General features: G+C 62.1%; 30 protein-coding genes. 21 read left to right on the top strand and 9 right to left on the bottom strand.

Annotated elements, in window-relative coordinates:
- Positions 1–9 precede the first annotated feature (9 nt).
- Positions 10–438: a DoxX family protein gene (locus C7441_RS20475; protein ID WP_109614445.1), complete on the top strand. Its 429-nt coding sequence runs from the start codon at positions 10–12 to the stop codon at positions 436–438.
- A gap of 6 nt (positions 439–444) precedes the next feature.
- Here the strand turns inward: C7441_RS20475 and C7441_RS20470 are convergent, their stop codons facing one another.
- The 4 genes from C7441_RS20470 to hemB all read right to left on the bottom strand — a co-directional run bounded on the left by C7441_RS20470 (position 445) and on the right by hemB (position 3,926).
- Positions 445–1,329 (bottom strand): DMT family transporter, encoded by an 885-nt coding sequence (locus C7441_RS20470; protein ID WP_019173560.1) that lies wholly within the window; start codon positions 1,327–1,329, stop codon positions 445–447.
- Positions 1,330–1,406: 77 nt separating this feature from the next.
- On the bottom strand, positions 1,407–2,165 hold the full coding sequence (locus C7441_RS20465) for an arginyltransferase (RefSeq protein WP_026060678.1): 759 nt from the start codon (positions 2,163–2,165) through the stop codon (positions 1,407–1,409).
- 129 nt (positions 2,166–2,294) lie between these two features.
- Positions 2,295–2,765, bottom strand: a complete 471-nt coding sequence (locus C7441_RS20460; RefSeq protein ID WP_019173562.1) for an RDD family protein — start codon at positions 2,763–2,765, stop codon at positions 2,295–2,297.
- A 129-nt stretch (positions 2,766–2,894) separates the two neighbouring features.
- Positions 2,895–3,926, bottom strand: a complete 1,032-nt coding sequence (gene hemB / locus C7441_RS20455) for a porphobilinogen synthase (RefSeq protein ID WP_109614444.1) — start codon at positions 3,924–3,926, stop codon at positions 2,895–2,897.
- A gap of 159 nt (positions 3,927–4,085) precedes the next feature.
- Here hemB and C7441_RS20450 point away from each other — a divergent pair, with 159 nt between their 5' ends.
- The 9 genes from C7441_RS20450 (at position 4,086) to C7441_RS20415 (ending at position 11,838) form a co-directional block, all read left to right on the top strand.
- The gene (locus C7441_RS20450; protein WP_109614443.1) at positions 4,086–5,129 is read left to right on the top strand and encodes an enoyl-CoA hydratase/isomerase family protein; all 1,044 of its coding nucleotides are present in this window, start codon (positions 4,086–4,088) and stop codon (positions 5,127–5,129) included.
- Positions 5,126–5,557 carry a DUF6163 family protein gene (locus C7441_RS20445; RefSeq protein ID WP_109614442.1) on the top strand — a complete coding sequence of 144 codons (432 nt, stop codon included), beginning with the start codon at positions 5,126–5,128 and terminating at the stop codon, positions 5,555–5,557. The genes C7441_RS20450 and C7441_RS20445 overlap by 4 nt, the downstream gene beginning before the upstream one ends.
- A gap of 166 nt (positions 5,558–5,723) precedes the next feature.
- Positions 5,724–6,239, top strand: coding sequence for a transcriptional regulator LdtR (gene ldtR, locus C7441_RS20440; RefSeq protein ID WP_019173566.1), 516 nt, complete (start codon positions 5,724–5,726; stop codon positions 6,237–6,239).
- Between the two features lie 48 nt (positions 6,240–6,287).
- Positions 6,288–6,614, top strand: a complete 327-nt coding sequence (locus C7441_RS23865; RefSeq protein ID WP_146201534.1) for a hypothetical protein — start codon at positions 6,288–6,290, stop codon at positions 6,612–6,614.
- Positions 6,611–7,864 carry a L,D-transpeptidase family protein gene (locus tag C7441_RS20435; RefSeq protein WP_109614441.1) on the top strand — a complete coding sequence of 418 codons (1,254 nt, stop codon included), beginning with the start codon at positions 6,611–6,613 and terminating at the stop codon, positions 7,862–7,864. Before C7441_RS23865 ends, C7441_RS20435 begins: the two co-directional genes overlap by 4 nt.
- A 192-nt stretch (positions 7,865–8,056) precedes the next feature.
- A complete protein-coding gene (glyA, locus tag C7441_RS20430) occupies positions 8,057–9,370 on the top strand; it encodes a serine hydroxymethyltransferase (protein WP_019173568.1) in 1,314 nt (437 codons plus the stop codon).
- A 264-nt stretch (positions 9,371–9,634) separates the two neighbouring features.
- Positions 9,635–10,099 (top strand): transcriptional regulator NrdR, encoded by a 465-nt coding sequence (nrdR, locus tag C7441_RS20425; protein ID WP_019173569.1) that lies wholly within the window; start codon positions 9,635–9,637, stop codon positions 10,097–10,099.
- A gap of 3 nt (positions 10,100–10,102) precedes the next feature.
- On the top strand, positions 10,103–11,224 hold the full coding sequence (gene ribD / locus C7441_RS20420; RefSeq protein WP_109614440.1) for a bifunctional diaminohydroxyphosphoribosylaminopyrimidine deaminase/5-amino-6-(5-phosphoribosylamino)uracil reductase RibD: 1,122 nt from the start codon (positions 10,103–10,105) through the stop codon (positions 11,222–11,224).
- Complete coding sequence (locus C7441_RS20415) at positions 11,224–11,838, top strand: riboflavin synthase (protein ID WP_109614439.1); 615 nt, start codon at positions 11,224–11,226, stop codon at positions 11,836–11,838. The genes ribD and C7441_RS20415 overlap by 1 nt, the downstream gene beginning before the upstream one ends.
- 29 nt (positions 11,839–11,867) lie before the next feature.
- Here C7441_RS20415 and C7441_RS20410 read toward each other — a convergent pair whose 3' ends face one another.
- The gene (locus C7441_RS20410; RefSeq protein WP_109614438.1) at positions 11,868–12,263 is read right to left on the bottom strand and encodes a DoxX family protein; all 396 of its coding nucleotides are present in this window, start codon (positions 12,261–12,263) and stop codon (positions 11,868–11,870) included.
- A 252-nt stretch (positions 12,264–12,515) separates the two neighbouring features.
- On the opposite strand from C7441_RS20410, the gene ribH reads away from it, so the two are divergent.
- From ribH to C7441_RS20395, 3 genes are read left to right on the top strand one after another with little or no spacing between them, the layout of a single operon-like run.
- Positions 12,516–12,971, top strand: a complete 456-nt coding sequence (ribH, locus tag C7441_RS20405; protein WP_019173574.1) for a 6,7-dimethyl-8-ribityllumazine synthase — start codon at positions 12,516–12,518, stop codon at positions 12,969–12,971.
- Between the two features lie 2 nt (positions 12,972–12,973).
- The gene (nusB, locus tag C7441_RS20400) at positions 12,974–13,471 is read left to right on the top strand and encodes a transcription antitermination factor NusB (RefSeq protein WP_019173575.1); all 498 of its coding nucleotides are present in this window, start codon (positions 12,974–12,976) and stop codon (positions 13,469–13,471) included.
- Positions 13,471–14,697 (top strand): MFS transporter, encoded by a 1,227-nt coding sequence (locus C7441_RS20395; RefSeq protein ID WP_109614437.1) that lies wholly within the window; start codon positions 13,471–13,473, stop codon positions 14,695–14,697. The genes nusB and C7441_RS20395 overlap by 1 nt, the downstream gene beginning before the upstream one ends.
- Positions 14,698–14,712: 15 nt before the next feature.
- Here the strand turns inward: C7441_RS20395 and C7441_RS20390 are convergent, their stop codons facing one another.
- On the bottom strand, positions 14,713–14,961 hold the full coding sequence (locus tag C7441_RS20390) for a hypothetical protein (RefSeq protein ID WP_146201533.1): 249 nt from the start codon (positions 14,959–14,961) through the stop codon (positions 14,713–14,715).
- A 61-nt stretch (positions 14,962–15,022) separates the two neighbouring features.
- On the opposite strand from C7441_RS20390, the gene C7441_RS20385 reads away from it, so the two are divergent.
- Positions 15,023–15,517 (top strand): DUF2165 family protein, encoded by a 495-nt coding sequence (locus C7441_RS20385; RefSeq protein ID WP_109614458.1) that lies wholly within the window; start codon positions 15,023–15,025, stop codon positions 15,515–15,517.
- Positions 15,518–15,743: 226 nt separating this feature from the next.
- On the top strand, positions 15,744–17,891 hold the full coding sequence (locus tag C7441_RS20380) for a sodium-translocating pyrophosphatase (RefSeq protein WP_109614435.1): 2,148 nt from the start codon (positions 15,744–15,746) through the stop codon (positions 17,889–17,891).
- Between the two features lie 74 nt (positions 17,892–17,965).
- On the opposite strand, the gene C7441_RS20375 is transcribed toward C7441_RS20380, so the two are convergent.
- Complete coding sequence (locus C7441_RS20375) at positions 17,966–18,484, bottom strand: outer membrane protein assembly factor BamE (protein ID WP_170125205.1); 519 nt, start codon at positions 18,482–18,484, stop codon at positions 17,966–17,968.
- A gap of 125 nt (positions 18,485–18,609) precedes the next feature.
- Between C7441_RS20375 and C7441_RS20370 the strand changes: the two genes are divergently transcribed.
- From C7441_RS20370 to C7441_RS20345, 6 genes are all read left to right on the top strand, one after another.
- Positions 18,610–19,149, top strand: a complete 540-nt coding sequence (locus C7441_RS20370) for a ubiquinol-cytochrome C chaperone family protein (RefSeq protein ID WP_109614433.1) — start codon at positions 18,610–18,612, stop codon at positions 19,147–19,149.
- 16 nt (positions 19,150–19,165) lie between these two features.
- Positions 19,166–19,723, top strand: coding sequence for a YceD family protein (locus C7441_RS20365; RefSeq protein ID WP_109614457.1), 558 nt, complete (start codon positions 19,166–19,168; stop codon positions 19,721–19,723).
- Positions 19,724–19,829: 106 nt separating this feature from the next.
- Positions 19,830–20,897, top strand: a complete 1,068-nt coding sequence (gene plsX / locus C7441_RS20360; protein WP_019173581.1) for a phosphate acyltransferase PlsX — start codon at positions 19,830–19,832, stop codon at positions 20,895–20,897.
- Between the two features lie 8 nt (positions 20,898–20,905).
- Positions 20,906–21,877, top strand: coding sequence for a beta-ketoacyl-ACP synthase III (locus C7441_RS20355; RefSeq protein ID WP_109614432.1), 972 nt, complete (start codon positions 20,906–20,908; stop codon positions 21,875–21,877).
- A 204-nt stretch (positions 21,878–22,081) separates the two neighbouring features.
- A complete protein-coding gene (locus C7441_RS20350; protein ID WP_019173583.1) occupies positions 22,082–22,411 on the top strand; it encodes an integration host factor subunit alpha in 330 nt (109 codons plus the stop codon).
- Positions 22,412–22,722: 311 nt separating this feature from the next.
- On the top strand, positions 22,723–23,262 hold the full coding sequence (locus C7441_RS20345) for a MerR family transcriptional regulator (RefSeq protein ID WP_109614431.1): 540 nt from the start codon (positions 22,723–22,725) through the stop codon (positions 23,260–23,262).
- 96 nt (positions 23,263–23,358) lie between these two features.
- Here the strand turns inward: C7441_RS20345 and C7441_RS20340 are convergent, their stop codons facing one another.
- Together C7441_RS20340 and C7441_RS20335 are read right to left on the bottom strand one after the other, a co-directional pair.
- On the bottom strand, positions 23,359–23,616 hold the full coding sequence (locus C7441_RS20340) for a DUF2188 domain-containing protein (protein WP_109614456.1): 258 nt from the start codon (positions 23,614–23,616) through the stop codon (positions 23,359–23,361).
- 46 nt (positions 23,617–23,662) lie between these two features.
- Positions 23,663–24,532 (bottom strand): NAD(P)-dependent oxidoreductase, encoded by an 870-nt coding sequence (locus C7441_RS20335; protein WP_019173586.1) that lies wholly within the window; start codon positions 24,530–24,532, stop codon positions 23,663–23,665.
- Between the last annotated feature and the right edge of the window lie 107 nt (positions 24,533–24,639).

Genomic DNA, 24,639 nt, shown 5'->3' with positions numbered 1-24,639 from the left:
GAGAGACACATGCAAGCCGTCGTGCAAAGCACTGAAGCCAATCGGGATTTCGTTTCCAGCCGTGCCTATTGGGCAAGCTGGATCATCAGCGGCCTGTTGATCCTATTCCTCGCGTTCGATGCGATCATCAAGCTGTTTCCGCTGGAGGTGGTCACTCAGACGATGGCAGAACTCGGCTGGCCGGTCACGGCTTCCATGGCCCGCCTGCTTGGCGTACTCACTCTGATCTGCACCATTCTCTATGCAATCCCGCGCACGTCGGTCCTCGGCGCGGTCCTGCTGACCGGCTATCTCGGCGGCGCGATCGCCACGCATATACGCATCGGCAATCCGCTGTTCAGCCATACGCTGTTCGGCGTCTATCTCGGCATCATGGCCTGGGGTGCGCTTTATCTGCGCGACCCGCGGGTAAGGGCGCTTCTCCCGCTACACCGCTGAGCGGCTTCAGACCGAATGCGGGACGGCGAGTTGAGAGCGCCGCCGTCCGGCATGCAACTGATAGAGCGAATGCACGATCAGGGTCACGATGAGGATAGCGCCGCCGATCAGGCTGTTGCGGCTGGGCACTTCGGCAAAGATCATCCAGACCCAGACCGGCGCCAGCACCGTTTCCAGCAGATAGAACATCGCCACTTCGGGACCGGAAAGATATTTCGGCCCATTGGCAAGGCAGAAGAAGGCGATGGGCATCACCAGCGCGCCGTTGAGGATGATCCACAAGGGCGCCTCGACGTTGAGACCGCCCTTCGAGATCATGAAGGAGGCGACGGCAAAGGGCAGGATCACCCCGACCAGCGAGGTAAAGCCCATGTCCTTGCCGCTGGCGCGCGAGATGGTGATTGCGGATGCGAGGAGAAAAGCCGCGGTCAGCGCCATCAGGTCGCCGAACACCTGGCCGGTGCCGATCGAATCCCCGACGATGATGAGCACGCCGAGAATCATGAACAGCATGGCGATCATGGTGATCGGGCGGGGGCGCTCCTTCAGGAATATCCATGACAGCAGTGCCGCGAACATGGTGTTGAAGGCCAGGATGAACACCAGGTTGGCGGTCGAGGTGTTGTAGACGGCGGTGATGAAGGCGATCGAGCCCAGTCCGTAAAGTGCCGCGACCACGACCCCGATGCGGCCGGGCAGCAGCCTGGGCGCGTTGGGGGTCAGCGCGCGCCATATCGCCCACATGATGATGGCGGCAATGACGGTGGTGCCCGTGCGCAGGAACAGGATCGACCAGTTGTCGCCATTGGCGAGGCGGATAAGCGGAATATCCACGGTGAGGATGAGGCCGCCGAAGGCGGTCAGCGCGAGGCCTTTCGCGTGACTGGACATTTTCTGGGACAAGACGAAAGGCTCCGCAAAATATGGGTCAGGACAACATGTTCTGGCCTTCGGAACCCTGAAGCCTGTCAGACGGCGTCAGGCACGTAGCGTTCCCAGCCCTTCGACCCCAGATGCTCCTGCGGCGTGAAGCGTACCTTATAGCTCATCTTGCGGGAACCATTGACCCAATAGCCGAGATAGACATGGGGCAGGCCGGCGGCGCGGGCGCGGTTGATGTGATCCAGGATCATGAAGGTGCCGAGCGAACGTTCGTCCAAGTCGGGGTCGAAGTAGGAATAGACCATGGACAGGCCGTCGGCCATGATGTCGGTCAGCGCCACTGCGATCAGTTCGCCGCGTCCCTTGCCGGTGATAAAACTGTCCGGTCCGCGTCGGCGGTATTCGATTACCTTGGTGTTGACGTGGGTGTCCTCCACCATCATGGCGTAATCGAGCACGGTCATGTCCGACATGCCGCCCTTGCGGTGGCGGGCATCCAGATATTTGCGGAACAGCGAATATTGCTCGTTGGAGGGTTCGGCGTCGCGAATGTCGCCGATCAGGTCGGTATTGTCGTGCAGTACGCGGCGCATGCTGCGGGTGGGCTCGAATTCGTTGGCGAGGATGCGCACGGAAACGCAGGCGCGGCAGGATTCGCAGGCAGGACGGTAAGCGATGTTCTGCGACCGGCGAAATCCTCCCTGAGTCAGCAGGTCGTTCATTTCGGACGCCTTGTCGCCCACAAGGTGGGTGAACACCTTCCGCTCGAACTGACCGTCAATGTATGGGCATGGGGAAGGCGCTGTCAGGAAGAACTGCGGAGACTGGGTCGGATGGTGCGTCATCGCTGCCAATATGCGTATGAATCCCTATACGCATATACCTTGGCCGCACCAGCAGAAATTTCAACCGGATATTGCCGGTAGTGAGGTCTGCGCGGAACAAATCCGCGCAAAACGGGTCGCAAGGCCAAGTTAGCGGTCGCTTCGCGTCACCACGGTGCCGAGCAGCAGGTCGTGGACGGTGCGCTTGCGGTCGGTGAACAGCGTGGCCAGCAGGATGAGCGGCGTCAGCACCACATTACCGGCCCAGAACAGCACGGTGTGGACCACGGCCAGCAGGCCGTCCACCGGGCGGCCGTCGAGCCTGTCGAGGCGGACACCCATCATGCGCATGCCTGTGGTGGCCTGATTGGGGCCGCCAAGCGTGTTCCAGACATAGATGATGGCAACCAGAGGAAACAGCACGCCGAACAGGCCCCAGCCGAGGCCCAACGTGATGATGCCGAGGAAGAAGACCAGAATGGCGAAGGGGATCATCAGCAGGCCGATGATCAGATAGTCGATGCAGAAGGCGACGATCCGACGCGTCAGCACGCCTTCGTAGGCACGGACGTCGTCCAGCCGCGTGGTGATGATTTCGCCGTCGAGAACGCGTGTGGCCATGTGCATTTTCCTTGTCGAGGGCGGGAAAGCCGCCGGCATTGATCCACCTAGAAATGGTGAACGCCGGCAGCGATTCAAGAAATTCGCTCTTTTCCCGTCCCCGATCCAGCAGCTGGCCGCTACGAACGGCTAGCCTTTCAGCATCTGCGCCACTTCCGGCGCGAAATAGGTGAGGATGCCGTCGCAGCCGGCGCGCTTGAAGGAAAGCAGGCTTTCCAGCATCGCCTTTTCCCCGTCGATCCAGCCATTGGCGCTTGCTGCCTTGATCATCGAATATTCGCCCGATACCTGATAGGCGAAGGTCGGCATCTGGAACTCGTCCTTCAATCGGCGGATGATGTCGAGATAGGGCAGGCCTGGCTTGACCATCAGCATGTCGGCGCCTTCGGCGAGATCCTGCTCGGCCTCGCGCACGGCCTCGTCACTGTTGGCGTGATCGATGTAATAGGTCTTCTTGTCGCCCTGAAGCAGGCCCTGCGTGCCGATCGCCTCGCGATACGGGCCGTAGAAAGCCGAGGCGAACTTGGTGGCATAGGACATGATCGCCACGTCCTGGAAACCGTTGGCGTCAAGCGCGTCGCGGATCGCGCCGATACGACCATCCATCATGTCCGAGGGGGCGATGATGTCGGAGCCGGCAGCCGCCTGCAGCACGGCCGCGGCCGTAACCTGTTCCACCGTCTCGTCGTTGACGATGATGCCGTCACGCAAAATGCCGTCATGGCCGTGGCTGGTGAAAGGATCGAGCGCGGCATCGGTGATGATGCCGATTTCCGGCACCGCCGCCTTGATGGCGCTGGAGGCGCGGTTGATGATGTTCTGCGGATCGAGAATGTGCGAGCCGGTTTCGTCGCGCAGGCTCATCTCCACATTCGGGAAGGTGGCGATTGCCGGAATGCCGAGCCTGGCGGCGCGTTCGGCTTCCTTGACCGCCAGATCTATCGAGAGCCGGAAGACGCCCGGCATGGCCGGCACGGGTTCGCGACGGTCCTTGCCGTCAACGATGAAGATCGGCCAGATCAGGTCGTCGACCGTAAGGTGGTTTTCCTGCACCAGCCTCCGCGACCAGTCGGCCTTGCGCATGCGTCGAAGCCGCCTGCTGCCGGTGATTTCGTCTACGGAACGTGCGCCCGCAGGTTTCAGGCTGGTCAGTTTGTTCATGGGGGTAATCTCCAGCTTGTAAAGCTTGATCGGGCTTTTAACACGCGCTTTCTGTGATAACCACCCGAAGGCATGGGGCCAGGTCGTGGAAACATTGACGCATCTGTCCGCAATCCGTAGCTGTTAGGCTTCCAGCTGACTGGGTAAGGGATTCTGCGTATGGATTTTGGCGGTGGCGACGACATTCGCTTCGAACGCAAGGGGAAAGCGGGTTTCGTAACCCTGACGCGGCCGAAAACGCTGAATGCGATCAACCATACCATGATCCGCGCTCTTGCCGAGGCGCTCGACGCGTGGCGCGACGATCCCGATGTCGACGTGGTGGCGATCAAGGCCGAGGGCAGGGCGTTTTCCGCCGGCGGCGATATCCTCGACATCTACAATGCCGGGCTGGCCGGCAACCCCCCGGTGGGCTTCTTTGCCGACGAGTATCGTCTCAATGCCACCATAGCGCGCTTTCCCAAGCCGTATGTGGCGCTGATCGACGGTATCGTCATGGGTGGAGGCGTCGGGGTATCCTGTCACGGCTCGCACCGGGTCATGACCGAGAATGCCCAGTTTGCCATGCCTGAAGTGAGCATCGGTTTTTTCCCGGATGTGGGCGGCAGCTATTTCCTGCCCCGCCTGGGCGGATATTTCGGCATGTATCTTGGGCTGACTGGAAACCGCATCCGCTGCGGCGATGCGCTCTGGTCGGGCGTGGCGACGCACACCACACGGGCCGAATATCTGGATGGCATCGTGGAGCGGCTGGCCGAGACCGGGGATGCCGACCTGGCATTGCGCGAGGCCTTTGTGCCCGCGCAGCGCGAAACGCCGGAAGGGGTGCTGGAAGGGATTGCACGGCATTTTTCACGCCCGTCTCTGGAGGAGATCATGAAAAGCCTGGAAACGGCCGCTTCCGGTGATGAATTCGCCGCGCGCACGCTGGCAATCCTGCGCAGCCGTTCGCCCACCGGCCTGAATGTGGCTTTCCGTCAGATCACGGCCGGCCGCGCGCTCGATATGGACGAGTGCATGCGCATGGAATTCCGCATCCTCAACCGGATGTTGCAGGGCCATGACTTCTATGAAGGCATCCGGGCCGCAATTATCGATAAGGATGGAAAGCCTGCGTGGCGACCGGCTTCGTTCGAGGAGATCGAACAGAGCCGGATCGACGCCTATTTCGAGCCGTTGCAGGATGGGGAGCTTCCGCTGTGAGCCATGAACTGGCCAGGTCGGCGGGCGTTGCCGAGCCCACCGCTGCCGAGACCACATTCGTATGGTTCCTGCGCGTCATATCGGCCTACAGCCTGATGTTCGGGGCGCTCTACTGGGTGCGGCTGATCGGTTTTTACGAAGCGCCGCTGTGGCGCTTCGATCTGATGCCGGTCTACTGGCAGGTGGCGGCCACCATTTTGGCCGTGTTCTATCCCTTCGCGGCGATCGGCCTGTGGATGCTGGTTTCATGGGGGCCGGTGATATGGGCGATCTGCGCGATGACGGAGATAGTCATGTATGTGGGCTTCCCCGATCTGTTCGGCAGCCGCATGGCGGTCATCGTCTCGCACGCGTTCGTCGCGCTTGTCTACCTGGCGTTCCGATTGGTGATCTTCCTGCAGAAAAGACAGTCGGAGCGGCAAGGTTAACAGAGCCCCTCCGGGTCGCCCTTTGTTAACCCTCCGGGCAAGGTCGCTCCGGGTAAGGCGTTGTTAAGCCTGGTGTTTAAGTCGAATTTTATCGGTCGGGTCTAGTGTCGCGATCAAGGTGAGAAAAACAAACAATCACCACGGCGACAAACGAGAGGCAAAGACCATGACCAATTCCCGTCTTGCGGTGAACCCTGCCAGCACGTCCGACGAGCGTCGTGACTCGATCCGTTCCCTCTATCTGGAATCCCTTCAGCTGGTCGAAAGGCTGCACCGCCGTCTGCTCGACGTGATCAAGGACGAGTTCGAGCGCAACAACCGCAGCGACATCAATGCCATCCAGGCGCTGCTGCTATTCAACATCGGCAATTCGGAGCTGACCGCCGGCGAGCTGCGCTCGCGCGGTTACTATCTGGGCTCGAACGTTTCCTACAACCTCAAGAAGCTGGTGGAGCTCGGTTTCATCAATCACCAGCGTTCGCGCATCGACCGCCGCTCCGTGCGTATCAGCCTCACTGACAAGGGCACGGAAGTCGCCGAAGTGGTGGCCAAGCTCTATGAGCGCCATATCGGCTCGATCGAGCAGGTTGGTGGCATCAATACCGAAGAATTCCAGCAGATGAACCGCGCACTGCAGCGCCTGGATCGCTTCTGGAACGACACCATCGCCTATCGCATGTGATCCGGCGGAGTTCTTCGCTGAGCCGTTGCGGCGCGGGAAGGACCTGTCATGAGCCGCGGCGGCAGCGATCGCGGCCAGATGTTGCAATCTCCAGTCGGAGCCGATGCGACCTGCCGCATCGGCTCTCTTTTTGTCTGGTCCGATGCATTCTTGTCGGCTATGGCCACGCTGCCGCCATATTCGGATGGTGTTGGCATAGATGAACTGGACCGGCCGAATGCGAGGGATTGCGCGGCGCGGGGGAACTCCGAAGCAAATAGCGCGCGGCGCAGAGATGCCGGATATGGTTGGCTGATTGTTAACGGTGCCACCCTAATATACCGGCAGCTTCGCCTGATCGGCGCAATGCAGGATAGATGTCAGGAATGCCCATGAACACGACCAGACGTTCCTTTCTCACCACGGCCGGAATGCTTGCAGTAACCGCCATGACCGGTAGCGCAAGCGCGCAGAATGTCGTGGACGAGATCCTGCAATCTTCGCGCCGTGGCAATTGGGACGACACGTTCGATGCCCGCGCCAGCGATGGCGGCAAGGTGGCCTCGACGCTTCCGATCTTCAGCCCGCGCACCGTGGGTTATGTCCAGCAGGCAATCGTCGACTATCAGAACATCGTCGCGCAGGGCGGCTGGCCGGTCGTTCCTGCCACCAAGAAATTGCAGCTCGGCGTCAACGATCCGGACGTTCAGGTGCTGCGCAAGCGCCTTATGGTTTCGGGCGACCTGTCGCAACGCGCCGGCATTTCCGACGCTTTCGACACCTATGTCGATGCGGCCGTGAAGCGGTTCCAGGCCCGTCATGGCCTGCCGGCGGACGGTGTGCTCGGCCAATACAGCTATGCGGCAATGAATATCAGCGCGCCGGTGCGGCTTGGTCAGCTTGAAACCAACCTGACGCGCCTGCAAAAGCAGGCCGGCACGCTCGGCGAACGCTATGTCAACGTCAATATTCCGGCGGCCCAGGTCGAGGCGGTCGAAAACGACCGCGTGATTCTGCGCCACACGGCAATCGTCGGGAAGGTTGATCGCCAGTCGCCGCTGGTCAATTCCAAGATCAACGAAATCGTCGTCAATCCCTATTGGAACGCGCCGGTGTCGATCGTCCGCAAGGACATCATTCCGCTGATGCGCAAGAATCCGAACTACCTGAAGGACAACAATATCCGCTTGCTCGCACCGGATGGCAGCGAGGTCGATCCGATGAGCATCGACTGGTCGACCGAGGAGGCGGCGAAGTACCGTTTCCGTCAGGATCCCGGCGCCATCAACGCCATGGCCTCGGTCAAGATCAACTTCCCGAGCCCGGATGGCGTGTATATGCACGACACGCCTCAGCAGAGCCTGTTCGGCAAGCTTATGCGTTTCGATTCCTCCGGCTGCGTGCGCGTGCAGAATGTGCGCGACCTCGTCACCTGGATCCTGCGCGATACACCCGGTTGGGACCGCCAGCATTTCGAACAGGCGATTAAGTCCGGCGTTTCCACGCCGGTCCCCGTCACCAATCCCGTGCCTGTCTACTTCACCTATGTCAGTGCCTGGTCCACCGGCGATCATGTCGTCCAGTTCCGTGATGACATCTACGGCAAGGACGGCGCGCAGGAATTGCAGATTTCCTCGGCCCAGTAAGGGCGTGAAGGGTGTCGTTCAGACAAAGGCCGTGCCGTCTGGCGCGGCCTTTTCTTTTCGCCGGGCGTCTGGCGCAAAGGGACCATGAAATTTCGCGGGCGCGAACGTGGCCACTGCCTTGCAAGTGTGCTAATGCGCGCCGCAAACGGCGTTGCCGTTACGACAGGCCCACACAGTAAGGATTGACCCGACATGGCAAGAGACTCGGCTGAATATCAGCCCACCGAATCCTTCTTCGGCACCACGCTCGCGGATGCCGATCCCGAAATCTATGGCGCCGTCCGCAACGAACTCGGTCGCCAGCGTCATGAAATCGAGCTGATCGCGTCCGAAAACATCGTGTCGCGCGCCGTGCTCGAGGCGCAGGGAACGGTGCTGACCAACAAATATGCCGAGGGCTATCCGGGTAAGCGCTACTATGGCGGCTGCCAGTTCGTGGACGTGGTCGAGGAACTGGCCATCGAACGCGCCAAGAAGCTGTTCGACTGCAAGTTCGCCAACGTCCAGCCCAACTCGGGCAGCCAGATGAACCAGGCCGTATTCCTGGCGCTGCTGCAGCCGGGCGACACATTCATGGGGCTCGATCTCAATTCGGGCGGCCACCTGACCCACGGCTCGCCGGTCAATATGTCGGGCAAGTGGTTCAAGCCGGTGTCCTACGGCGTGCGCAAGGATGACCATCTGCTTGACATGGACGAAATCGAGAAGCTGGCGCAGCAGCACAAGCCCAAGCTGATCCTGGCCGGCGGCACCGCCTATTCGCGCATCTGGGACTGGAAGCGTTTCCGCGAGATCGCCGATTCGATCGGCGCCTATCTGATGGTCGATATGGCCCATATCGCGGGCCTCGTCGCCGGTGGCCAGCATCCGTCGCCGCTGCCGCACGCCCATGTCGTCACCACCACCACGCACAAGTCACTGCGTGGTCCGCGTGGCGGCATGATCCTGACCAATGACGAGGAAATCGCCAAGAAGATGAACTCGGCGGTGTTCCCCGGCCTGCAGGGCGGCCCGTTGATGCACGTCATCGCCGCCAAGGCAGTGGCCTTCGGCGAGGCGTTGAAGCCCGATTTCAAGACCTATGCGGCCAGCATCGTCTCCAACGCCAAGGCGCTGGCCGACAGCCTCAAGGGCACCGGTCTCGACATCGTTTCGGGCGGCACCGACAACCACCTGATGCTGGTCGACCTGCGTCCGAAGAACGCAACGGGCAAGCGCGCGGAGGCCGCGCTCGGCCGCGCCAACATCACTTGCAACAAGAACGGCATTCCTTTCGATCCGGAAAAGCCGTTCGTCACCTCCGGCATCCGTCTCGGCACGCCCGCCGGCACGACGCGCGGCTTCGGCGAGGCCGAATTCCGCGAGATCGGCAATCTGATCGCCGAAGTCCTGGACGGGCTGAAGGCGGCCAATTCCGACGAGGGCAACGCCGCTGTCGAGGCCGCGGTGAAGAACAAGGTCGTCGCGCTGACCGATCGCTTCCCGCTTTATCCCTATCTCGGGTAAGTTTTACGCCATCTGGTTTCCGGAACGGCCGCCGCGTGAGTTCACGGCGGCCGTTTTGTTTTCCGGCTGTCTTGTTCAGGTGCTTCACGCGGAGTGCGTGTCTCGATTGACCCCGACACACAAGGGTTGGTGGAAATTTCCAGTGCCGATGCAAGATACTGACCGTTCACAGGGAGAACAGCATTGGATTTCGGCCTTGGCGCTTCCTACCTGAGCTGAAAGGCTCTAGCTTCCAGCCTTGAAAGAATCGCGAGCCAGATTTCCATGCGTTGCCCTTATTGCCAATCCGAAGACACCCAGGTCAAAGACTCGCGCCCCGCTGAAGATGGCGCGGCGATTCGTCGGCGCCGGGTCTGCCCGGATTGCGGCGGCCGCTTCACCACTTTCGAGCGCGTGCAGTTGCGCGATCTGGTGGTGGTCAAGAAGTCCGGCCGCAAGGTCCCGTTCAGCCGCGACAAGCTGCTGCGCTCTGTGGAGATTGCTTGCCGCAAGCGCAATGTCGATCCCGAGCGCATCGACCGCGCCGTCACCGGCATCGTGCGCCAGCTCGAAAGCTCCGGCGAGACCGAAGTCACCACCGGCGAAATCGGTCGGCTGGTCATGGAGGCACTGAAGGCGCTCGATGACGTCGCCTATGTCCGCTTCGCCTCCGTCTATCGCAATTTCCGCGAAGCCAAGGATTTCCACGATGTGCTCGGCGAACTGAAGGGCGAGGACGAAGAGAGCTGACGAATGGCAGGTGCTGACGCGGATAAGGCGGCCAGCGACCGCCGCTTCATGGCGGCGGCCCTGCGGCTGTCGCGCAAGCATGCCGGGCTGACCGGAACCAACCCCGCGGTCGGCACGCTGATCGTGCGCGATGATGGCAATGGCCCGGTGATCGTCGGGCGTGGCGTGACTGCGATTGGCGGCAGGCCGCATGCTGAGGCCGAGGCATTGGCCGAGGCCGGAGGCAAGGCGCGTGGCGCCACCGCCTATGTGACCCTGGAGCCCTGCGCCCATCACGGCCGCACGCCGCCCTGCGCCAATGCACTTGTCAATGCCGGCATAGCCCGCGTGGTCGGCGCGGCCAGCGACCCCGACCCGCGCGTTTCCGGGAAAGGCTATGCCATCCTGCGCGCCGCGGGCATCGAGGTGGTCGAGCGTGTTCTGGCCGACGAAGCAAACGACCAACTGGCAGGCTATCTGACCCGCTCCGTGAAGCAGCGGCCGCAAGTGACGCTGAAATTGGCGCTTTCGACTGACGGCATGATCGGCCGACCGGGCGAGGGGCAGATCGCCATCACCGGGCCGGCTTCCCGCCGGCAGGTCCATCTGATGCGCGCCGAGGCCGATGTGATCGTGGTCGGCATCAACACGGCGCTCGCCGACGATCCCGAACTGACGGTACGGCTGCCGGGGCTCGAAGACCGCTCGCCGCTACGCCTCGTTCTCGACCGGCAGGCCAGACTGTCGCCCGACACCAGGCTGGTGCGCACGGCGGAATCCGTTCCGGTCTACGTGGCTGCCGGCCCGGAAGCCGATGCGGCGCGCAAGGCGGCACTGGCCGCGCGCGGCGTAAGGCTTCTGGCGACCGACACGTTCGAGGGGCGCATCGCGCTACCCGAACTGCTGGAAGACCTTGCCGCGCAGGGCATGATGAATGTCATGGTGGAGGGTGGCGCCGAAACCGCGCGCAACATGCTGGCCGACGACATGGTCGACCGCATCGTCATCTTCCAGGGGCCGGGCCGTCTCGGGGCGGACGGCATTGCGGCTCCGGTCGATCGCGACCATATCCCGGCCGGGTTCCGCCTGGTGCGTGAGGCACGTTTCGGCGACGACGTTTACGCCGAATGGACGAGAGGTTTTTGATGTTTACCGGAATTGTCACCGATATCGGCTCCGTTGCTTCCGTTTCGCCGTTGCGCGAGGGTGTGCGGCTGCGCATCGATACCGTCTACGATCCAAGGACCATCGCCATCGGCGCATCGATCGCGTGCAGCGGCGTGTGCCTGACCGTGGTCGCGCTGCCTGAAGCCGAGTCCAACAGCCGCTGGTTCGAAGTGGAAGCCTGGGAGGAAGCGCTGCGCCTCACCACCGCCTCGTCATGGAAGGCCGGCAGCCGGCTGAACCTCGAGCGGGCTCTGAAGGTGGGCGATGAACTCGGCGGCCACATCGTTTCGGGCCATGTCGATGGCATGGCCGAGATCGTGGTGCGTAAAGACGAGGGCGATGCGGTGCGCTTCACCCTCGAAGCGCCGCGTGAGTTCGCGAAATTCATCGCGCCCAAGGGGTCGGTCGCGCTCGACGGCACGTCGCTCACGGTCAACAAGGTGGATGGAACCCGGTTCGACGTGCTTTTGATCCACCATTCGCTGCAGGTCACGACCTGGGGGGAGCGCAAGGTTGGCGATAAGGTCAATCTCGAGGTCGACACCATGGCCCGCTATGCCGCGCGACTTTCGGAAGCAGCCGAAGCGACTTGAAAGGTGCCTGCGAAAGCCGCGGTGCCATTTCACAAATAGCTTTTCCTGATGGCCAACCTGTCGCCGGGGCCATGAACAGCCGCGAACAGCAGGCCTGCAATGAAGGTGAAATGGTCGATGAAGAAGCCGAATTCGGCCTGATTGCCTTCCCAGCGGGACGGGCCGTGAAAGGCAAGCGCCAGGAACAGCACATAGGCGGCTGCGAGCAGTGCGGCCTCCGAGAAGAAGGCGCCAGTGAGCAGCGCGATAGCCAGCCCCACCTCGAAGAATGCGGCGATCCATGCCAGAAGCAGCGGGAACGGAAAGCCGGCCGACGCGATATAGCCAGCGGTCGAATCCATGCCGGCGAACTTGAAGGCTGCGGCCATGACGAACACGCCGCCGAAGATCAGCCTTGCCACAAGAATTGCTGCGGTTCTGCCCATTCGAGTTTCCTCCCATTGGTTGCTGCATGTCGTGATGACGCTTTCCGGGCTCCCGACCCGACAGTCGCCTTCCAATTTTCCTGACCCGCACCATGTTGGAAAACATTCCCAATGGCTTCGAACTTCGCACCGGAAACCATTCCAGCAGAGGGGCGCTGCAGCATGGATATCCACCTCCAGGGCACAACGGGCAACGTTGAGCTTGCGAAGTTGGCCGCATCGGCCTAAGTCACCGCCTTTCCGGAGACCAATATGGCCAGTACACGACCACCCCATCTGCTCATCATCGAAGCCCGTTTCTATGACGATCTGGCCGACGCATTGCTGGAAGGCGCAAAGGCGGCGCTGGACGAGGCCGGCGCCACTTACGAAGTGGTGACGGTTCCGGGCGCGCTTGAAATCCCGGCAGTGATTTCGTTTGCCCTGGATGGTGCGGAAGAAGGCGGTACGGACTATGATGGCTTCGTTGCGCTGGGCACAGTCATTCGCGGCGAGACCTATCATTTCGACATTGTCGCCAATGAATCCTGCCGTGCGCTGATGGATCTCGCCGTCGAGGAATCGCTTGCTGTCGGCAATGGCATCCTCACCGTCGAGAACGACGAGCAGGCATGGGTTCGTGCGCGCCGCCACGAGGGTGACAAGGGTGGTTTTGCCGCCCGCGCCGCATTGACCATGATCGCGCTCCGTGAGCGTTTGGGAGCCTGATCTTGACCGAGCCTACCGATAACCAGCGCCCGCAGCCGCGCCAGGCCAACAAACGCGGCGCTGCCCGCCTTGCCGCCGTGCAGGCGCTTTACCAGATGGACGTAGCAGGCAGCGGCCTGCTTGAAATCACCGCCGAATACGAAGCCTTCCGGCTCGGCAAGGAAGTGGACGGCGACCTCTACCGCGAGGCGGACCCGCAATGGTTCCGTGCGATCCTGGCCGGGGTGGTCGAGAACCAGAAGACGGTCGATCCGGTCATCCGCCAGGCGTTGACCGACGACTGGCCACTGTCGCGCCTCGATTCCACGTTACGCGCCATCCTGCGCGCCGGCGTCTTTGAACTGATGCTGCGCAGCGACGTGCCGGTCGCCGTTATCGTTTCGGAATATGTCGACATCGCCAAGGCGTTCTATGTCGAGGACGAGCCCAAGCTGGTGAATGCCGTGCTTGATCGTGTGGCCCGCCGCGTGCGCGGCGAAGGCAAGGGCAGGGGTGCATAATGACGGGTATGGTTGACCGCAATGCCAGGCGAACGGCACTGATCCTCGCCGCGTCGCAGGCGATTATCGGTTCGGCCACCCCCATCTGCATTTCGCTCGGCGCGCTGGCCGGCCATTACCTTCTCGACGCCGACAAGTCGCTGGCTACCGCTCCGATCACCGGCTTCAATATCGGAACGGCGGTCGGTGCGCTGCCGGCTGCCGCCATCATCCGGAAACTCGGCCCGCGCAACGGTTTCGTGACCGGCACCGGGCTGACGGCGCTGGGCGGGCTGCTGGCCACCATCGCGCTCTTCCAGATGAATTTCTGGCTCTTTGCATTCAGCCTCATGGCTGTCGGCATCGGCAACTCCTTCGTGCAGCAGTTCCGTTTCGCGGCTGCCGACAATGCGCCGCGCGAGTTCCGGGCGCGCGCGATTTCCTTCGTCCTTGCAGGCGGCATCGTCACCGCCATTCTGGGGCCGCAGATCGTCATCTTCACGCGTGAACTGCTGGCACCGGTGATGTTTGCCGGTTCGTTTGCCGCCATCATCGTGCTTGCAGCGGTTGGTGCGGTCATCCTGTCTTTCCTGCGGGTCAAGAACGCTTCGCACGGCCATGCCGCCATCGGCGACAGCGGCCGTCCGCTGATGGAGATCATCTCGCAGCCGCTTTTCATCGTGGCGCTGCTGTGCGGCGTGGGCTCCTATGCTCTGATGACCTTCGTCATGACCGGCGCACCGCTGGCCATGGTCGGCTGCGGCTTCTCGCCGGATGAGGCAACGCTCGGCATTTCCTGGCACGTCATGGCCATGTTCGGGCCGAGTTTCTTCACCGGCAGGCTCATTCATCGCTTTGGCGCCCCCATCATCATTCTCGTCGGCTTCGTGCTGTTGGTCGGCTGTGCGCTGGTCGCGCTGTCGGGCATCGAACTGTGGCAGTTCTGGTCCGCGCTGATCCTGCTCGGTCTGGGCTGGAATTTCGGTTTCATCGGCGCGACCGCGCTGGTCGCCGAATCCTACGAGCCGTCCGAGAAGGGCAAGGTGCAGGGCTTCCACGATTTCGTGCTGTTCGGCAGCGTCGCTTTCGCTTCGCTGATGTCCGGCCGGATCTACAACGCCCATGGCTGGGAAACGCTGAACTGGGTGATATTCCCCGTTACCATCGTCTGCCTCGCTGCGCTGGGCTGGTTGCTCCTGTCGCGCCGGCGCCAGCTTGCGGAAGCCGGCTCGGAAGGCGAAGGCTGATTTCGATATTTTGCCTCAGCGAACGGGGCGCGCTGGAAAGTCCAGCGTGATCTCCAGCAGTGCGTCCGCACGGCGTATCCTCCAGGCGCGGCGGCTTATGCTGAATTCGTGGACTGCACCGTCGATTTCCAGAGAGACGGCATCGCCCGCCTGACAGGTTTCGGGCAGGCGGATCGCGAGAACCTGCTCGAGAATGCCGATCCGGGAGGCATGGCGCTGAGCGGTTGCCGTCAAGGCGATTTCCATGGGGGTGACGATTGCCATTTCTTCGGGACTCATGGAGCTTTTGGGAGGGTTTTCAAAGCTCGTCCAAGGAGTGTTTGCCATGACCTTCCGCTATTCCAAAATCGTCATGTGTCTTTGTCTGGCGGCGTTCGCCTTTCTCGTCGCGTTCGGCAATATAACCGACTATGGTTCCAATTACGCCTTCGTCCAGCATGTGCTGAGCATGGACACGACCTTCCCGGGCAATGCGCTGATGTACCGGTCGATCACCAATCCGGCGCTTTGGACGGCCGGTTATTGGCTGATCATAGCCGGCGAGGCGCTGACCTGCATCCTGTTCCTGATCGCTGCCTGGAGACTGTGGCAGGCACGCATGGCATCCGGGGCGGTCTTCAATCAGGCCAAGCGCTTCGTCGTGGTGGCCGCGACCGTGGGCTTCCTGGTCTGGTATTTCGGCTTCATGGTGATCGGCGGGGAGTGGTTTGCCATGTGGCAATCGCAAACCTGGAACGGGCAGGAAGCGGCTTTCAAATTCTATATGACGATTCTGGCCGTTCTGATTTTCGTCAACCAGCCCGACGGCGACATTGCCTGAGCGCTTCTCGATGATTCTCTCGCGACGATCCACGAGAGCGGATCGTTGCGATTTTGCCTGTCTGAACAAGGACAAGGCGTCGATTCTTGATGATTCTCCGAACAGCCCTTGACGTTACGTCGCCCGTTTCGCACAAATTGTCGCAGGCCGCGCGGCAATTCGCCACCGGCCGCCATCGCAGCCCGGGGAGGGGTTCTGCCGGGCGACAATCAGGGAAGATCGGCATATGACCATGCTTTACGTCGTCATTGCCTGCGGCTTGCTATCTGTCCTTTACGCCATCTGGGCGACACGGTCGGTACTCGCATCTGACCAGGGCAACGCACGCATGCAGGAAATTTCCGCTGCCATCCGGGAGGGGGCACAGGCATATCTTGCGCGTCAGTACAGAACCATCGCCATCGTTGGCATCGTGGTTTTCCTTCTCGCCTGGTGGCTGCTTTCGGCTATAGCAGCGATCGGTTTCCTGATCGGCGCCGTGCTTTCGGGCGCGGCCGGCTTCATCGGCATGCATGTCTCGGTGCGCGCCAACGTGCGCACCGCGCAGGCCGCGACCAACAGCCTTGCGGCAGGGCTCGATATCGCCTTCAAGTCCGGCGCCATCACCGGCCTTCTGGTGGCGGGTCTCGCGCTGCTGGGCGTCTCCGTCTACTACTGGGTGCTGACCGGCCCGATGGGCCTTGCGCCCGACAACCGGACGGTTGTCGATGCGCTGGTGGCGCTCGGCTTCGGCGCCTCGCTGATTTCCATCTTCGCGCGTCTCGGCGGCGGCATCTTCACCAAGGGGGCGGATGTCGGCGGCGACCTCGTGGGCAAGGTCGAGGCGGGCATTCCCGAGGATGATCCACGCAACCCGGCGACAATCGCCGACAATGTGGGCGACAATGTCGGCGACTGCGCCGGCATGGCAGCCGACCTTTTCGAGACCTATGCGGTGACCGTGGTCGCCACCATGGTGCTCGGGGCCATCTTCTTCGGCGGCAGCGAAGTTCTGGGCAGCGTCATGCTCTATCCGCTGGTGATCTGCGGCGCCTGCATCATCACCTCCATCGTCGGCACCTTCTTCGTCAAGCTCGGCGCCAATGGCTCGATCATGGGCGCGCTCTACAAAGGCCTTGTGGTAACCGGCATCCTGTCCATCCTGGGCCTTGCGGTGGCCACGTCGCTCACCATTGGCTGGGGCGAGATCGGCACCGTCGCGGGGCAGGCGGTAACGGGCGGCAGCCTGTTCGTCTGCGGGGTGATCGGCCTGATCGTGACAGGCCTGATCGTGGTGATCACCGAATACTACACAGGCACGGGCAAACGCCCGGTCATCTCCATTGCCCAGGCATCAGTGACCGGCCACGGCACCAATGTGATCCAGGGGCTGGCAGTGTCGCTCGAATCGACGGCGCTGCCAGCTATCGTCATCGTCGGCGGCATCATCACCACCTACCAGCTTGGCGGACTGTTCGGCACGGCGATCGCGGTGACCACCATGCTGGGCCTTGCCGGCATGATCGTGGCGCTCGATGCCTTCGGACCGGTGACCGACAATGCCGGCGGCATTGCCGAAATGGCGGGGCTTCCGAAGGAAGTGCGCCAGTCCACCGATGCGCTGGATGCGGTGGGCAACACCACCAAGGCGGTGACCAAGGGTTATGCCATCGGTTCGGCCGGCCTCGGCGCGCTGGTGCTGTTCGCAGCCTACTCCAACGACCTGCGCTACTTTGCGGCCAATGGCGACAAGTTCCCGTATTTCCAGGGCATGGGCGAGATCTCCTTCGATCTTTCCAATCCCTATGTCGTTGCCGGCCTGCTGTTCGGCGGCCTCATCCCATATCTGTTCGGTGGCATCGCCATGACGGCGGTGGGGCGCGCGGCCGGTTCCATCGTGGAGGAGGTGCGCCGTCAATTCCGGGAGAATCCGGGTATCATGGCCGGCACGCAAAGGCCGGACTATGCACGCGCGGTCGATCTGCTGACCAGGGCGGCGATCAAGGAGATGATCCTGCCGTCGCTGCTGCCGGTGCTGGCACCTCTGGTCGTCTATTTCGGCGTGCTTCTGATCTCGGGTTCCAAGGCGTCGGCCTTTGCGGCGCTCGGAGCCTCACTGCTTGGCGTCATCGTCAACGGGCTGTTCGTTGCTATCTCCATGACTTCAGGCGGCGGCGCGTGGGACAACGCCAAGAAATCCTTCGAGGACGGTTTCTCCGACAAGGATGGAGTGCGTCATCTGAAGGGTTCGGAAGCGCACAAGGCATCCGTAACCGGCGATACGGTCGGCGATCCTTATAAGGACACCGCCGGCCCGGCGGTGAATCCGGCGATCAAGATCACCAATATCATGGCGCTCCTGCTGTTGGCGGTGCTGGCACACGGTGGGGTGTAACCGGCAGGCATGCCGCTGATAAAAAAAACCCGCGGAGCGATCCGCGGGTTTTTCGTGTCCGGTATTCGGGCAGGTCAGCCGGTGGGGCCGCCGCCGCCGATGGGCAGGGTCGGCTTGGCGCCCGCGCCCGAAATGAGCTGGCCGATAAAATTCTGGTCCTTGCCGCCCGTTGGCGTCACGCGGCCGATGAAATCGAACACCTTGCCGTCCTTCAGGCCGTAATTGGCGATCTGCGTCACGCGGCCGTCTTCACCGAAATAGACCGCCAGGACACGCTGATCCACGATGTGCGGGTTCATGAAAGCGACCGGACGCCTGCGCTTCTGCGAGATGTAGTAGAACACCTCGTTGTCGAAAGTCGCGGTGGTGGAGGGGCTGCCAAGCGCCAGCAGAACCTGTTCGCGGCTGGAGCCGACAGGAACCTGGTCGATCTGCTGCTGGTCGATGACATAGCCCTGCGTCAGCGTTTCGCCGGGCGAAAGGCTGTCCATGGTGCTGGATGTGCTGCAGCCGGAGAGGGTCGCCGCGGCAAGCACCGAAACCGCCCCGACAAGGGCTGGCGAAGAGATGGTCTTGAATTTCAGCGAGTTCAACAACAACTCCTTCAAATCACTTCCGGCGTGCACTGCTTGCACGGAGCCGCAAAACCGGTAAACCAGCTTGCGCGCCGATGCAACAAGGCCACGTCGCGAAACGGTTCCCCACGGAGGCTGCCCTCATGTTCAAGCGCCTGTTCGGCCGCGAACGCAACAACCGATCGATTACCAACGCGCTCTATGCCGAAATCGTGGCGGCGGCGCGGCAGCCATTCTTTTATTCTGATTGGGACGCGCCGGATACCCCGCTTGGCCGCTTCGAGATGCTGGCGCTGCATATGTTCCTGTTCCAGCATCGGATGCGCGACGAGAGCGGTGTCTCGCGCGAGATCGCGCAGATTCTCATTGATGAATTCTTCGCCGAGGTCGAGCATTCGCTGCGCGATCTGGGAATCGGCGATATGGGCGTGCCCAAGCGCATGAAGAAGCTGGCGCGCATGTATTATGGGCGCACCGCATCCTACGCCGATGCGCTGGAGCGGGACGACAGGCCGGCGCTCGCCGCGGCGCTGAAACGCAATATCCGCCCCGACAGCGAGAGCTGGCCACAGGTGGATGCGCTGGCCGGCTATGTCATCGAAGCCGACAAGGCGCTGGCCGCGCAGGATTCGGAAGCCATCCAGGCCGGCACCATCCGTTTTCCCGTTGCAGGCGCGGCCTGAAACAATGGAGGCCATTATGAAGGATGTTGAGATTTCCAGCCCTGTTTCGTTCCCTGTCCACGTGGCGCGGTTGCCGCAAAAGGGCCTCCCGGTGGTGTTCGAGGCCGACGAGAAGCAGCGCGCCGCGCTGGCCGAGGCGCATGGCCTCGATGCCGTGGAGCGTTTCCGCATCGAATTGCTGGTGACGGCATGGAAGCGCAATGGCGTGAGGGTCGAGGGCAGGGTCGAGGCGGACATCGTCCAGACCTGCGTGGTGACGCTCGATCCGGTTCGCAACCACATCTCGGAGGAGGTTTCCGGGCTCTTCCTGCCGCAAGATTCCAAGCTTGCGCGCCTCGGTTTCGAAACCGGCGGCGAAATTCTGCTTGATGCGGAAGGACCGGACAGTCCGGAACTTTTCTCGGGCGATACGGTCGATGTCGGTGCATTTGCCGAGGAGTTCTTCGGCTTGGGAATCGATCCCTATCCGCGCAAGTCCGGAGTTTCGCTGCAAGCGGCCGCGGACGACGAAAGCGATGAGCCGGTGGAAGGCGAACTGCAGCGAAAGCTCCGTTCGCTGCTCGATAAATCCTGAAGAGTTTCCAAGCCATCGCTAAATCTCGGTTGTGCGACGGCTCAAAACCGCTATTTTCGCCAAGCCTCAGGCACCTCGCCTTTCGACCAATGAGAGTGAAGATCGAGTGATCCGAATTTCCATCGATGCCATGGGCGGCGACCATGGTCCCGGTATTGTCATTCCTGCCCTTGCGGCGGTCGCGGTGCGCCGCAGTGACGTGCGTTTCATTGTCTACGGCCGGGAAGATTCCGTACGGCCGGAACTGAACAAACATCCCAAGCTTGCGGAGATCACCGAGTTCCACCATTGCGACGTGGCCGTGAGCATGGACGACAAGCCCAGTCAGGCGCTGCGCCATGGTCGCCGGGTTTCCTCCATGTGGCGCGCCATCGAGGCGGTGAAGAATGGCGAGGCGGACGCCTGCATCTCGGCCGGCAACACCGGCGCGCTGATGGCGATGTCGAAATTCTGCCTGCGCACCATGGCCACCATCGACCGTCCGGCCATCGCAGCCATCTGGCCCACGATGCGCGGCGAAAGCGTGGTGCTGGATGTCGGCGCCACCATCGGAGCCGATGCCCATCAACTCGTGGACTTCGCGATTCTCGGCACCGGAATGGCGCGCGCGCTGTTCGGTATGGAGCGCCCGACCGTTGGCCTGCTCAATGTCGGCGTCGAGGAGATCAAGGGCCAGGAAGAGGTCAAGGATGCCGGCCGCCTGCTGCGTGAGGCCGGCAAGATGGCGATGGACTATCGCGGATTCGTCGAGGGCGACGACATCGGCAAGGGGACGGTCGACGTGGTGGTGACCGAGGGCTTCGCCGGCAATATCGCGCTCAAGACAGCCGAAGGCACCGCCCGGCAGATCGGCGAATATCTGCGCGCGGCGATGAGCCGGACGCTGATGGCGAAAATCGGCTACATCTTTGCCAAAGGCGCCTTCAAGCGCCTACGCGAAAAAATGGATGTGCGCCGTGCCAATGGCGGTGTTTTTCTCGGTCTCAACGGGATTGTGGTAAAAAGTCACGGTGGGACCGACTCGGAAGGATTCGCAGCGGCTATCGAACTCGGCTACGACATGGTGCGAAACCGGTTGCTGGACCGGATAGAGGCCGATCTCGATCTGTTCCATGCGCGGCACCTTCAGTCGTCCGCAAAGCCCAGCAACCACGCGGACGCCAGCAACGAATAGGACTTTCTATGATCAGATCGATTGTGCGTGGCATCGGCTCTTCGTTGCCGCGCCGCATCATGAAGAATGCCGATTTCGAAGGCGTGGTCGAGACCTCGGACGAGTGGATCGTCCAGCGCACCGGCATCCGGCAGCGCCATATCGCGGCGGATGAGGAGACGACCGCCACGTTGGGCGAGGCGGCCGCGCGGGCGGCGCTCGACGATGCCGGGCTGACACCCGCCGATATCGACCTGATCGTCCTGGCCACATCCACACCCAACAACACGTTCCCGGCCACCGCCGTGGAGATCCAGAACCGGCTCGGCATGCATCATGGCTTTGCCTTCGACATGCAGGCTGTCTGCTCGGGCTTCGTCTATGCCGTCACGACCGCCGACCTCTACATTCGCGGGGGGCTGGCAAAACGCGTTCTGGTGATCGGTTCGGAGACGTTCTCGCGCATCCTCGACTGGAATGACCGCTCGACCTGCGTGCTTTTCGGTGACGGTGCCGGGGCACTGGTGCTGGAAGCGGCGGAAGGCGAAGGCACGATCGCCGACCGCGGCGTTCTCGCAGCCAGCCTGCGCTCTGACGGCGCGCACAAGGACAAGCTCTATGTCGACGGCGGTCCCTCCACGACCGGCACGGTCGGCCATCTGCGCATGGAGGGCCGCGAGGTCTTCAAGCATGCGGTGGGCATGATTACTGACGTGATCGAGGCCACTTTCGGCGAGGCGGGAATCACCGCAGACGATCTCGACTGGTTCGTGCCGCATCAGGCGAACAAGCGCATTATCGACGCTTCCGCCAGAAAACTCGGCATCGCCGAGCACAAGGTGGTGATCACCGTCGATCAGCACGGCAACACCTCGGCGGCTTCCGTGCCCCTGGCGCTTTCGACGGCCGTTGCCGACGGGCGTATCAAGAAGGGCGATCTCGTACTGCTCGAGGCCATGGGTGGGGGCTTCACCTGGGGCGCGGTGCTGCTGCGCTGGTAGGCAAGGAAAGGCCGTGTCGCCGATGCCACGGCGGACGGCCTGCATCCAGCCCGCAGTGCCTTGCCACGGCTGGTTCGAACGGCGAAAACGATTCAAAATCAATCGGAAAGAGAAAAGTTCGGTCCTTGACCTAGGCGGGCCAATTTTCTAACGTCTCGAAGATCGTGACGAATTTCCATTTCCTCGAGGATGGTTGCTGCACCCATGGCGGCAAAGACAATTACCCGCGCCGATCTTGCTGAAGCCGTTTACCGCAAGGTCGGCCTTTCACGCACCGAATCCGCTCAGCTCGTCGAGGCCGTCCTCGACGAAATCTGTGACGCGATCGTGCGCGGCGAGACGGTCAAGCTTTCGTCCTTCGCCACGTTCCACGTTCGCGACAAGAACGAGCGCATCGGCCGCAACCCCAAGACGGGTGAGGAAGTGCCGATCCTGCCGCGCAGGGTCATGACCTTCAAGGCCTCGAACGTGCTCAAAAGCCGTATCCTGCGCTCTCACCAGAACAAGACCAAGGCCGGCAACGGCGGCAAATAGGGGCTGACCGGAAGGTGGCCCGTAACCCTTGACGGATATGCGCGGTTGATAAGCCAGGCTGCCTTTGGCGCGGGCCTTGAATATTGGCATACAAATCGCTGATATATAGTACGAATCGGTCTACGGACGCGTTCCCGGTTTGCCTGACCGGCTGAGAATGGCTGTTCGCCAGGTGCCGACGTCCGAAGCGACGCCGGGTTTCGGAAGATCGTGGCTGTATGGCCGAACAGATTCGGTCCCACAGAACGGGGCTGGCCGGTGAGGCCGTTTCGCAAATTTGTCGCACCGGCTTTCGAACGAGGGTTGCGCTCATGGAAAAGAGTCCCGACGCCTTCCGCACGATCAGCGAGGTCGCTGAAGAGCTCGATCTGCCTCAGCACGTCCTGCGTTTCTGGGAAACGCGCTTCAACCAGATCAAGCCGATGAAGCGCGGCGGCGGCCGCCGCTACTACCGACCGCAGGATGTCGAGCTGATCAAGGGCATCCGCCACATGCTCTACGATCAGGGCTACACGATCAAAGGCGTGCAGAAGCTGCTGCGCGAGAACGGCAACCAGTTTCTGGTGGCCATCGGCAATGGTGATCTTGCTGCCGTGGAAGCGATCGCGCAGCGCAAGCAGGTGGATGCCGCGCCCATGACTTCGGCTGCCCAGCCGCGTCTCGATGATGAAATGCTGGTCGGCGAGCCGAAGGCCAAGCCCAGCCGCCGCTTCTTCGGCCTCGGCAAATCCGATGAGGAGGGGCCTGTGCAATCCGACAGCGGCAAGCTTTCGCGTGACAATCGCGCGCTGCTTCAGGAAGCGCTGTTCGACCTTCTGGAGTGCAAGCGCCTGCTCGATCAGGTGCGTTGATCTGGACGGAAAACGGCTTTGCCAGCACCCGCTGCGCGGTGTGTCCCGTGTGCAGGCCGCCTCGATGAATGTGCGACCTGATCAGCGCCGCAGGATTCAGCGCTGGTCGTTCTTGCCGGCTTCCACATCGGCCTCGGGACGGTCGCTGCCTTGGACGACTTCGTCATGCCAGTGGCCCTCCGCATCCTGATAGGAAATGCCTTCGGTGCGGCCGGCGAGCTGCTGCTCGGATGCGGCCGCCTTCGCAGCATCAAAGGCGGCCTCTCGGGTGCGGAACGTCTCGGAAAAAACGTCTCCGACCTTGTAGGCCCAACCGCCATCGTGTTCGACGATCTGGTAGGTCACTTTGTTCATCGTCATGCTCCCGTACTGGCCGGTTCGCGTGACAGGGATGGGCAAGCTACTTCTGGAGCCGCGCCATCAGCGAGCTGGTGTCCCAGCGGTTGCCACCCATGCCTTGCACGTCCTTGTAGAACTGGTCGACCAGCGCGGTGACGGGCAATGCCGCCCCGTTCCGGTCGGCTTCTTCGAGGCAGATCTTCAGGTCCTTTCGCATCCAGTCCACGGCAAAGCCGAAATCATATTTGCCGTCATTCATCGTCTTGTGCCGGTTCTCCATCTGCCAGGAGCCGGCGGCGCCCTTGGAGATCACGTCCACGACCTTTTCGATGTCGAGCCCGGCGCGCTTGCCGAAATTGAGCCCCTCGGCCAGCCCTTGCACAAGCCCGGCAATGCAGATCTGGTTGATCATCTTGGTGAGCTGGCCAGAACCTGCCGGCCCCATCAGCCCGACCATGCGGGCATAGGCGTCGATCACCGGCCGGGCGCGGTCGAATGCATCCTGCTCGCCACCCACCATCACCGTCAGCACGCCGTTCTCGGCACCCGCCTGGCCGCCCGAGACGGGTGCGTCGAGGAAGGAAAATCCGCCCCCGCGCGCGGCTTGCGAGAGCTCCCGCGCGACCTCGGCGGAAGCCGTGGTGTTGTCGATGAAGATGGCACCCCTCTTCATCGACTGGAAGGCACCGTCCGGTCCCGTGGCGATGCTGCGCAAATCGTCGTCATTGCCCACGCAGGCGAAGACGAAGTCCTTGCCTTCAGCGGCTTTGCGAGGTGTCGCGGCCATGTCGCCGCCATGCTCGGCGACCCATTTGGCGGCCTTGGCGGCGGTGCGGTTGTAGACCGTCACCTCATGGCCGCCCTTGTTCTTAAGGTGCGCGGCCATCGGATAGCCCATTACGCCAAGTCCCAGAAATGCCACCGATGCCATTCTTTACCCTCTCATGCCCGACCGATTGTGTCGTGTGTTCAGGTCTATGGCATGGAGCGGATTCGTCAAGGGAGCGTGCGTGCGGAGGGCTTTGCCGCCGCCCGCTG

The organism is Pseudaminobacter salicylatoxidans (assembly GCF_003148475.1).
Classification (GTDB): domain Bacteria; phylum Pseudomonadota; class Alphaproteobacteria; order Rhizobiales; family Rhizobiaceae; genus Pseudaminobacter; species Pseudaminobacter salicylatoxidans.
The sequence above is the reverse complement of the archived record's forward strand: the minus strand, read 5'-3'. Positions and strand labels throughout refer to the sequence as shown.

Bases quoted from the DNA above. Each gene is read 5' to 3' on its own strand.
- C7441_RS20415 (WP_109614439.1), top strand. From the start codon at position 11,224: ATGTTTACCGGAATTGTCACCGATATCGGCTCCGTTGCTTCCGTTTCG.
- nrdR (WP_019173569.1), top strand. From the start codon at position 9,635: ATGCGTTGCCCTTATTGCCAATCCGAAGACACCCAGGTCAAAGACTCG.
- C7441_RS20450 (WP_109614443.1), top strand. From the start codon at position 4,086: ATGGATTTTGGCGGTGGCGACGACATTCGCTTCGAACGCAAGGGGAAA.
- C7441_RS20340 (WP_109614456.1), bottom strand. From the start codon at position 23,616: ATGAACAAAGTGACCTACCAGATCGTCGAACACGATGGCGGTTGGGCC.
- C7441_RS20390 (WP_146201533.1), bottom strand. From the start codon at position 14,961: ATGGCAATCGTCACCCCCATGGAAATCGCCTTGACGGCAACCGCTCAG.
- C7441_RS20345 (WP_109614431.1), top strand. From the start codon at position 22,723: ATGGAAAAGAGTCCCGACGCCTTCCGCACGATCAGCGAGGTCGCTGAA.
- ribH (WP_019173574.1), top strand. From the start codon at position 12,516: ATGGCCAGTACACGACCACCCCATCTGCTCATCATCGAAGCCCGTTTC.
- C7441_RS20475 (WP_109614445.1), top strand. From the start codon at position 10: ATGCAAGCCGTCGTGCAAAGCACTGAAGCCAATCGGGATTTCGTTTCC.
- ribD (WP_109614440.1), top strand. From the start codon at position 10,103: ATGGCAGGTGCTGACGCGGATAAGGCGGCCAGCGACCGCCGCTTCATG.
- C7441_RS20385 (WP_109614458.1), top strand. From the start codon at position 15,023: ATGACCTTCCGCTATTCCAAAATCGTCATGTGTCTTTGTCTGGCGGCG.
- C7441_RS20355 (WP_109614432.1), top strand. From the start codon at position 20,906: ATGATCAGATCGATTGTGCGTGGCATCGGCTCTTCGTTGCCGCGCCGC.
- C7441_RS20365 (WP_109614457.1), top strand. From the start codon at position 19,166: ATGAAGGATGTTGAGATTTCCAGCCCTGTTTCGTTCCCTGTCCACGTG.
- C7441_RS20410 (WP_109614438.1), bottom strand. From the start codon at position 12,263: ATGGGCAGAACCGCAGCAATTCTTGTGGCAAGGCTGATCTTCGGCGGC.
- C7441_RS20465 (WP_026060678.1), bottom strand. From the start codon at position 2,165: ATGACGCACCATCCGACCCAGTCTCCGCAGTTCTTCCTGACAGCGCCT.
- C7441_RS20370 (WP_109614433.1), top strand. From the start codon at position 18,610: ATGTTCAAGCGCCTGTTCGGCCGCGAACGCAACAACCGATCGATTACC.
- C7441_RS20335 (WP_019173586.1), bottom strand. From the start codon at position 24,532: ATGGCATCGGTGGCATTTCTGGGACTTGGCGTAATGGGCTATCCGATG.
- C7441_RS23865 (WP_146201534.1), top strand. From the start codon at position 6,288: ATGAGCCGCGGCGGCAGCGATCGCGGCCAGATGTTGCAATCTCCAGTC.
- C7441_RS20435 (WP_109614441.1), top strand. From the start codon at position 6,611: ATGAACACGACCAGACGTTCCTTTCTCACCACGGCCGGAATGCTTGCA.
- C7441_RS20395 (WP_109614437.1), top strand. From the start codon at position 13,471: ATGACGGGTATGGTTGACCGCAATGCCAGGCGAACGGCACTGATCCTC.
- C7441_RS20380 (WP_109614435.1), top strand. From the start codon at position 15,744: ATGACCATGCTTTACGTCGTCATTGCCTGCGGCTTGCTATCTGTCCTT.
- hemB (WP_109614444.1), bottom strand. From the start codon at position 3,926: ATGAACAAACTGACCAGCCTGAAACCTGCGGGCGCACGTTCCGTAGAC.
- C7441_RS20460 (WP_019173562.1), bottom strand. From the start codon at position 2,765: ATGGCCACACGCGTTCTCGACGGCGAAATCATCACCACGCGGCTGGAC.
- C7441_RS20470 (WP_019173560.1), bottom strand. From the start codon at position 1,329: ATGTCCAGTCACGCGAAAGGCCTCGCGCTGACCGCCTTCGGCGGCCTC.
- glyA (WP_019173568.1), top strand. From the start codon at position 8,057: ATGGCAAGAGACTCGGCTGAATATCAGCCCACCGAATCCTTCTTCGGC.
- ldtR (WP_019173566.1), top strand. From the start codon at position 5,724: ATGACCAATTCCCGTCTTGCGGTGAACCCTGCCAGCACGTCCGACGAG.
- C7441_RS20350 (WP_019173583.1), top strand. From the start codon at position 22,082: ATGGCGGCAAAGACAATTACCCGCGCCGATCTTGCTGAAGCCGTTTAC.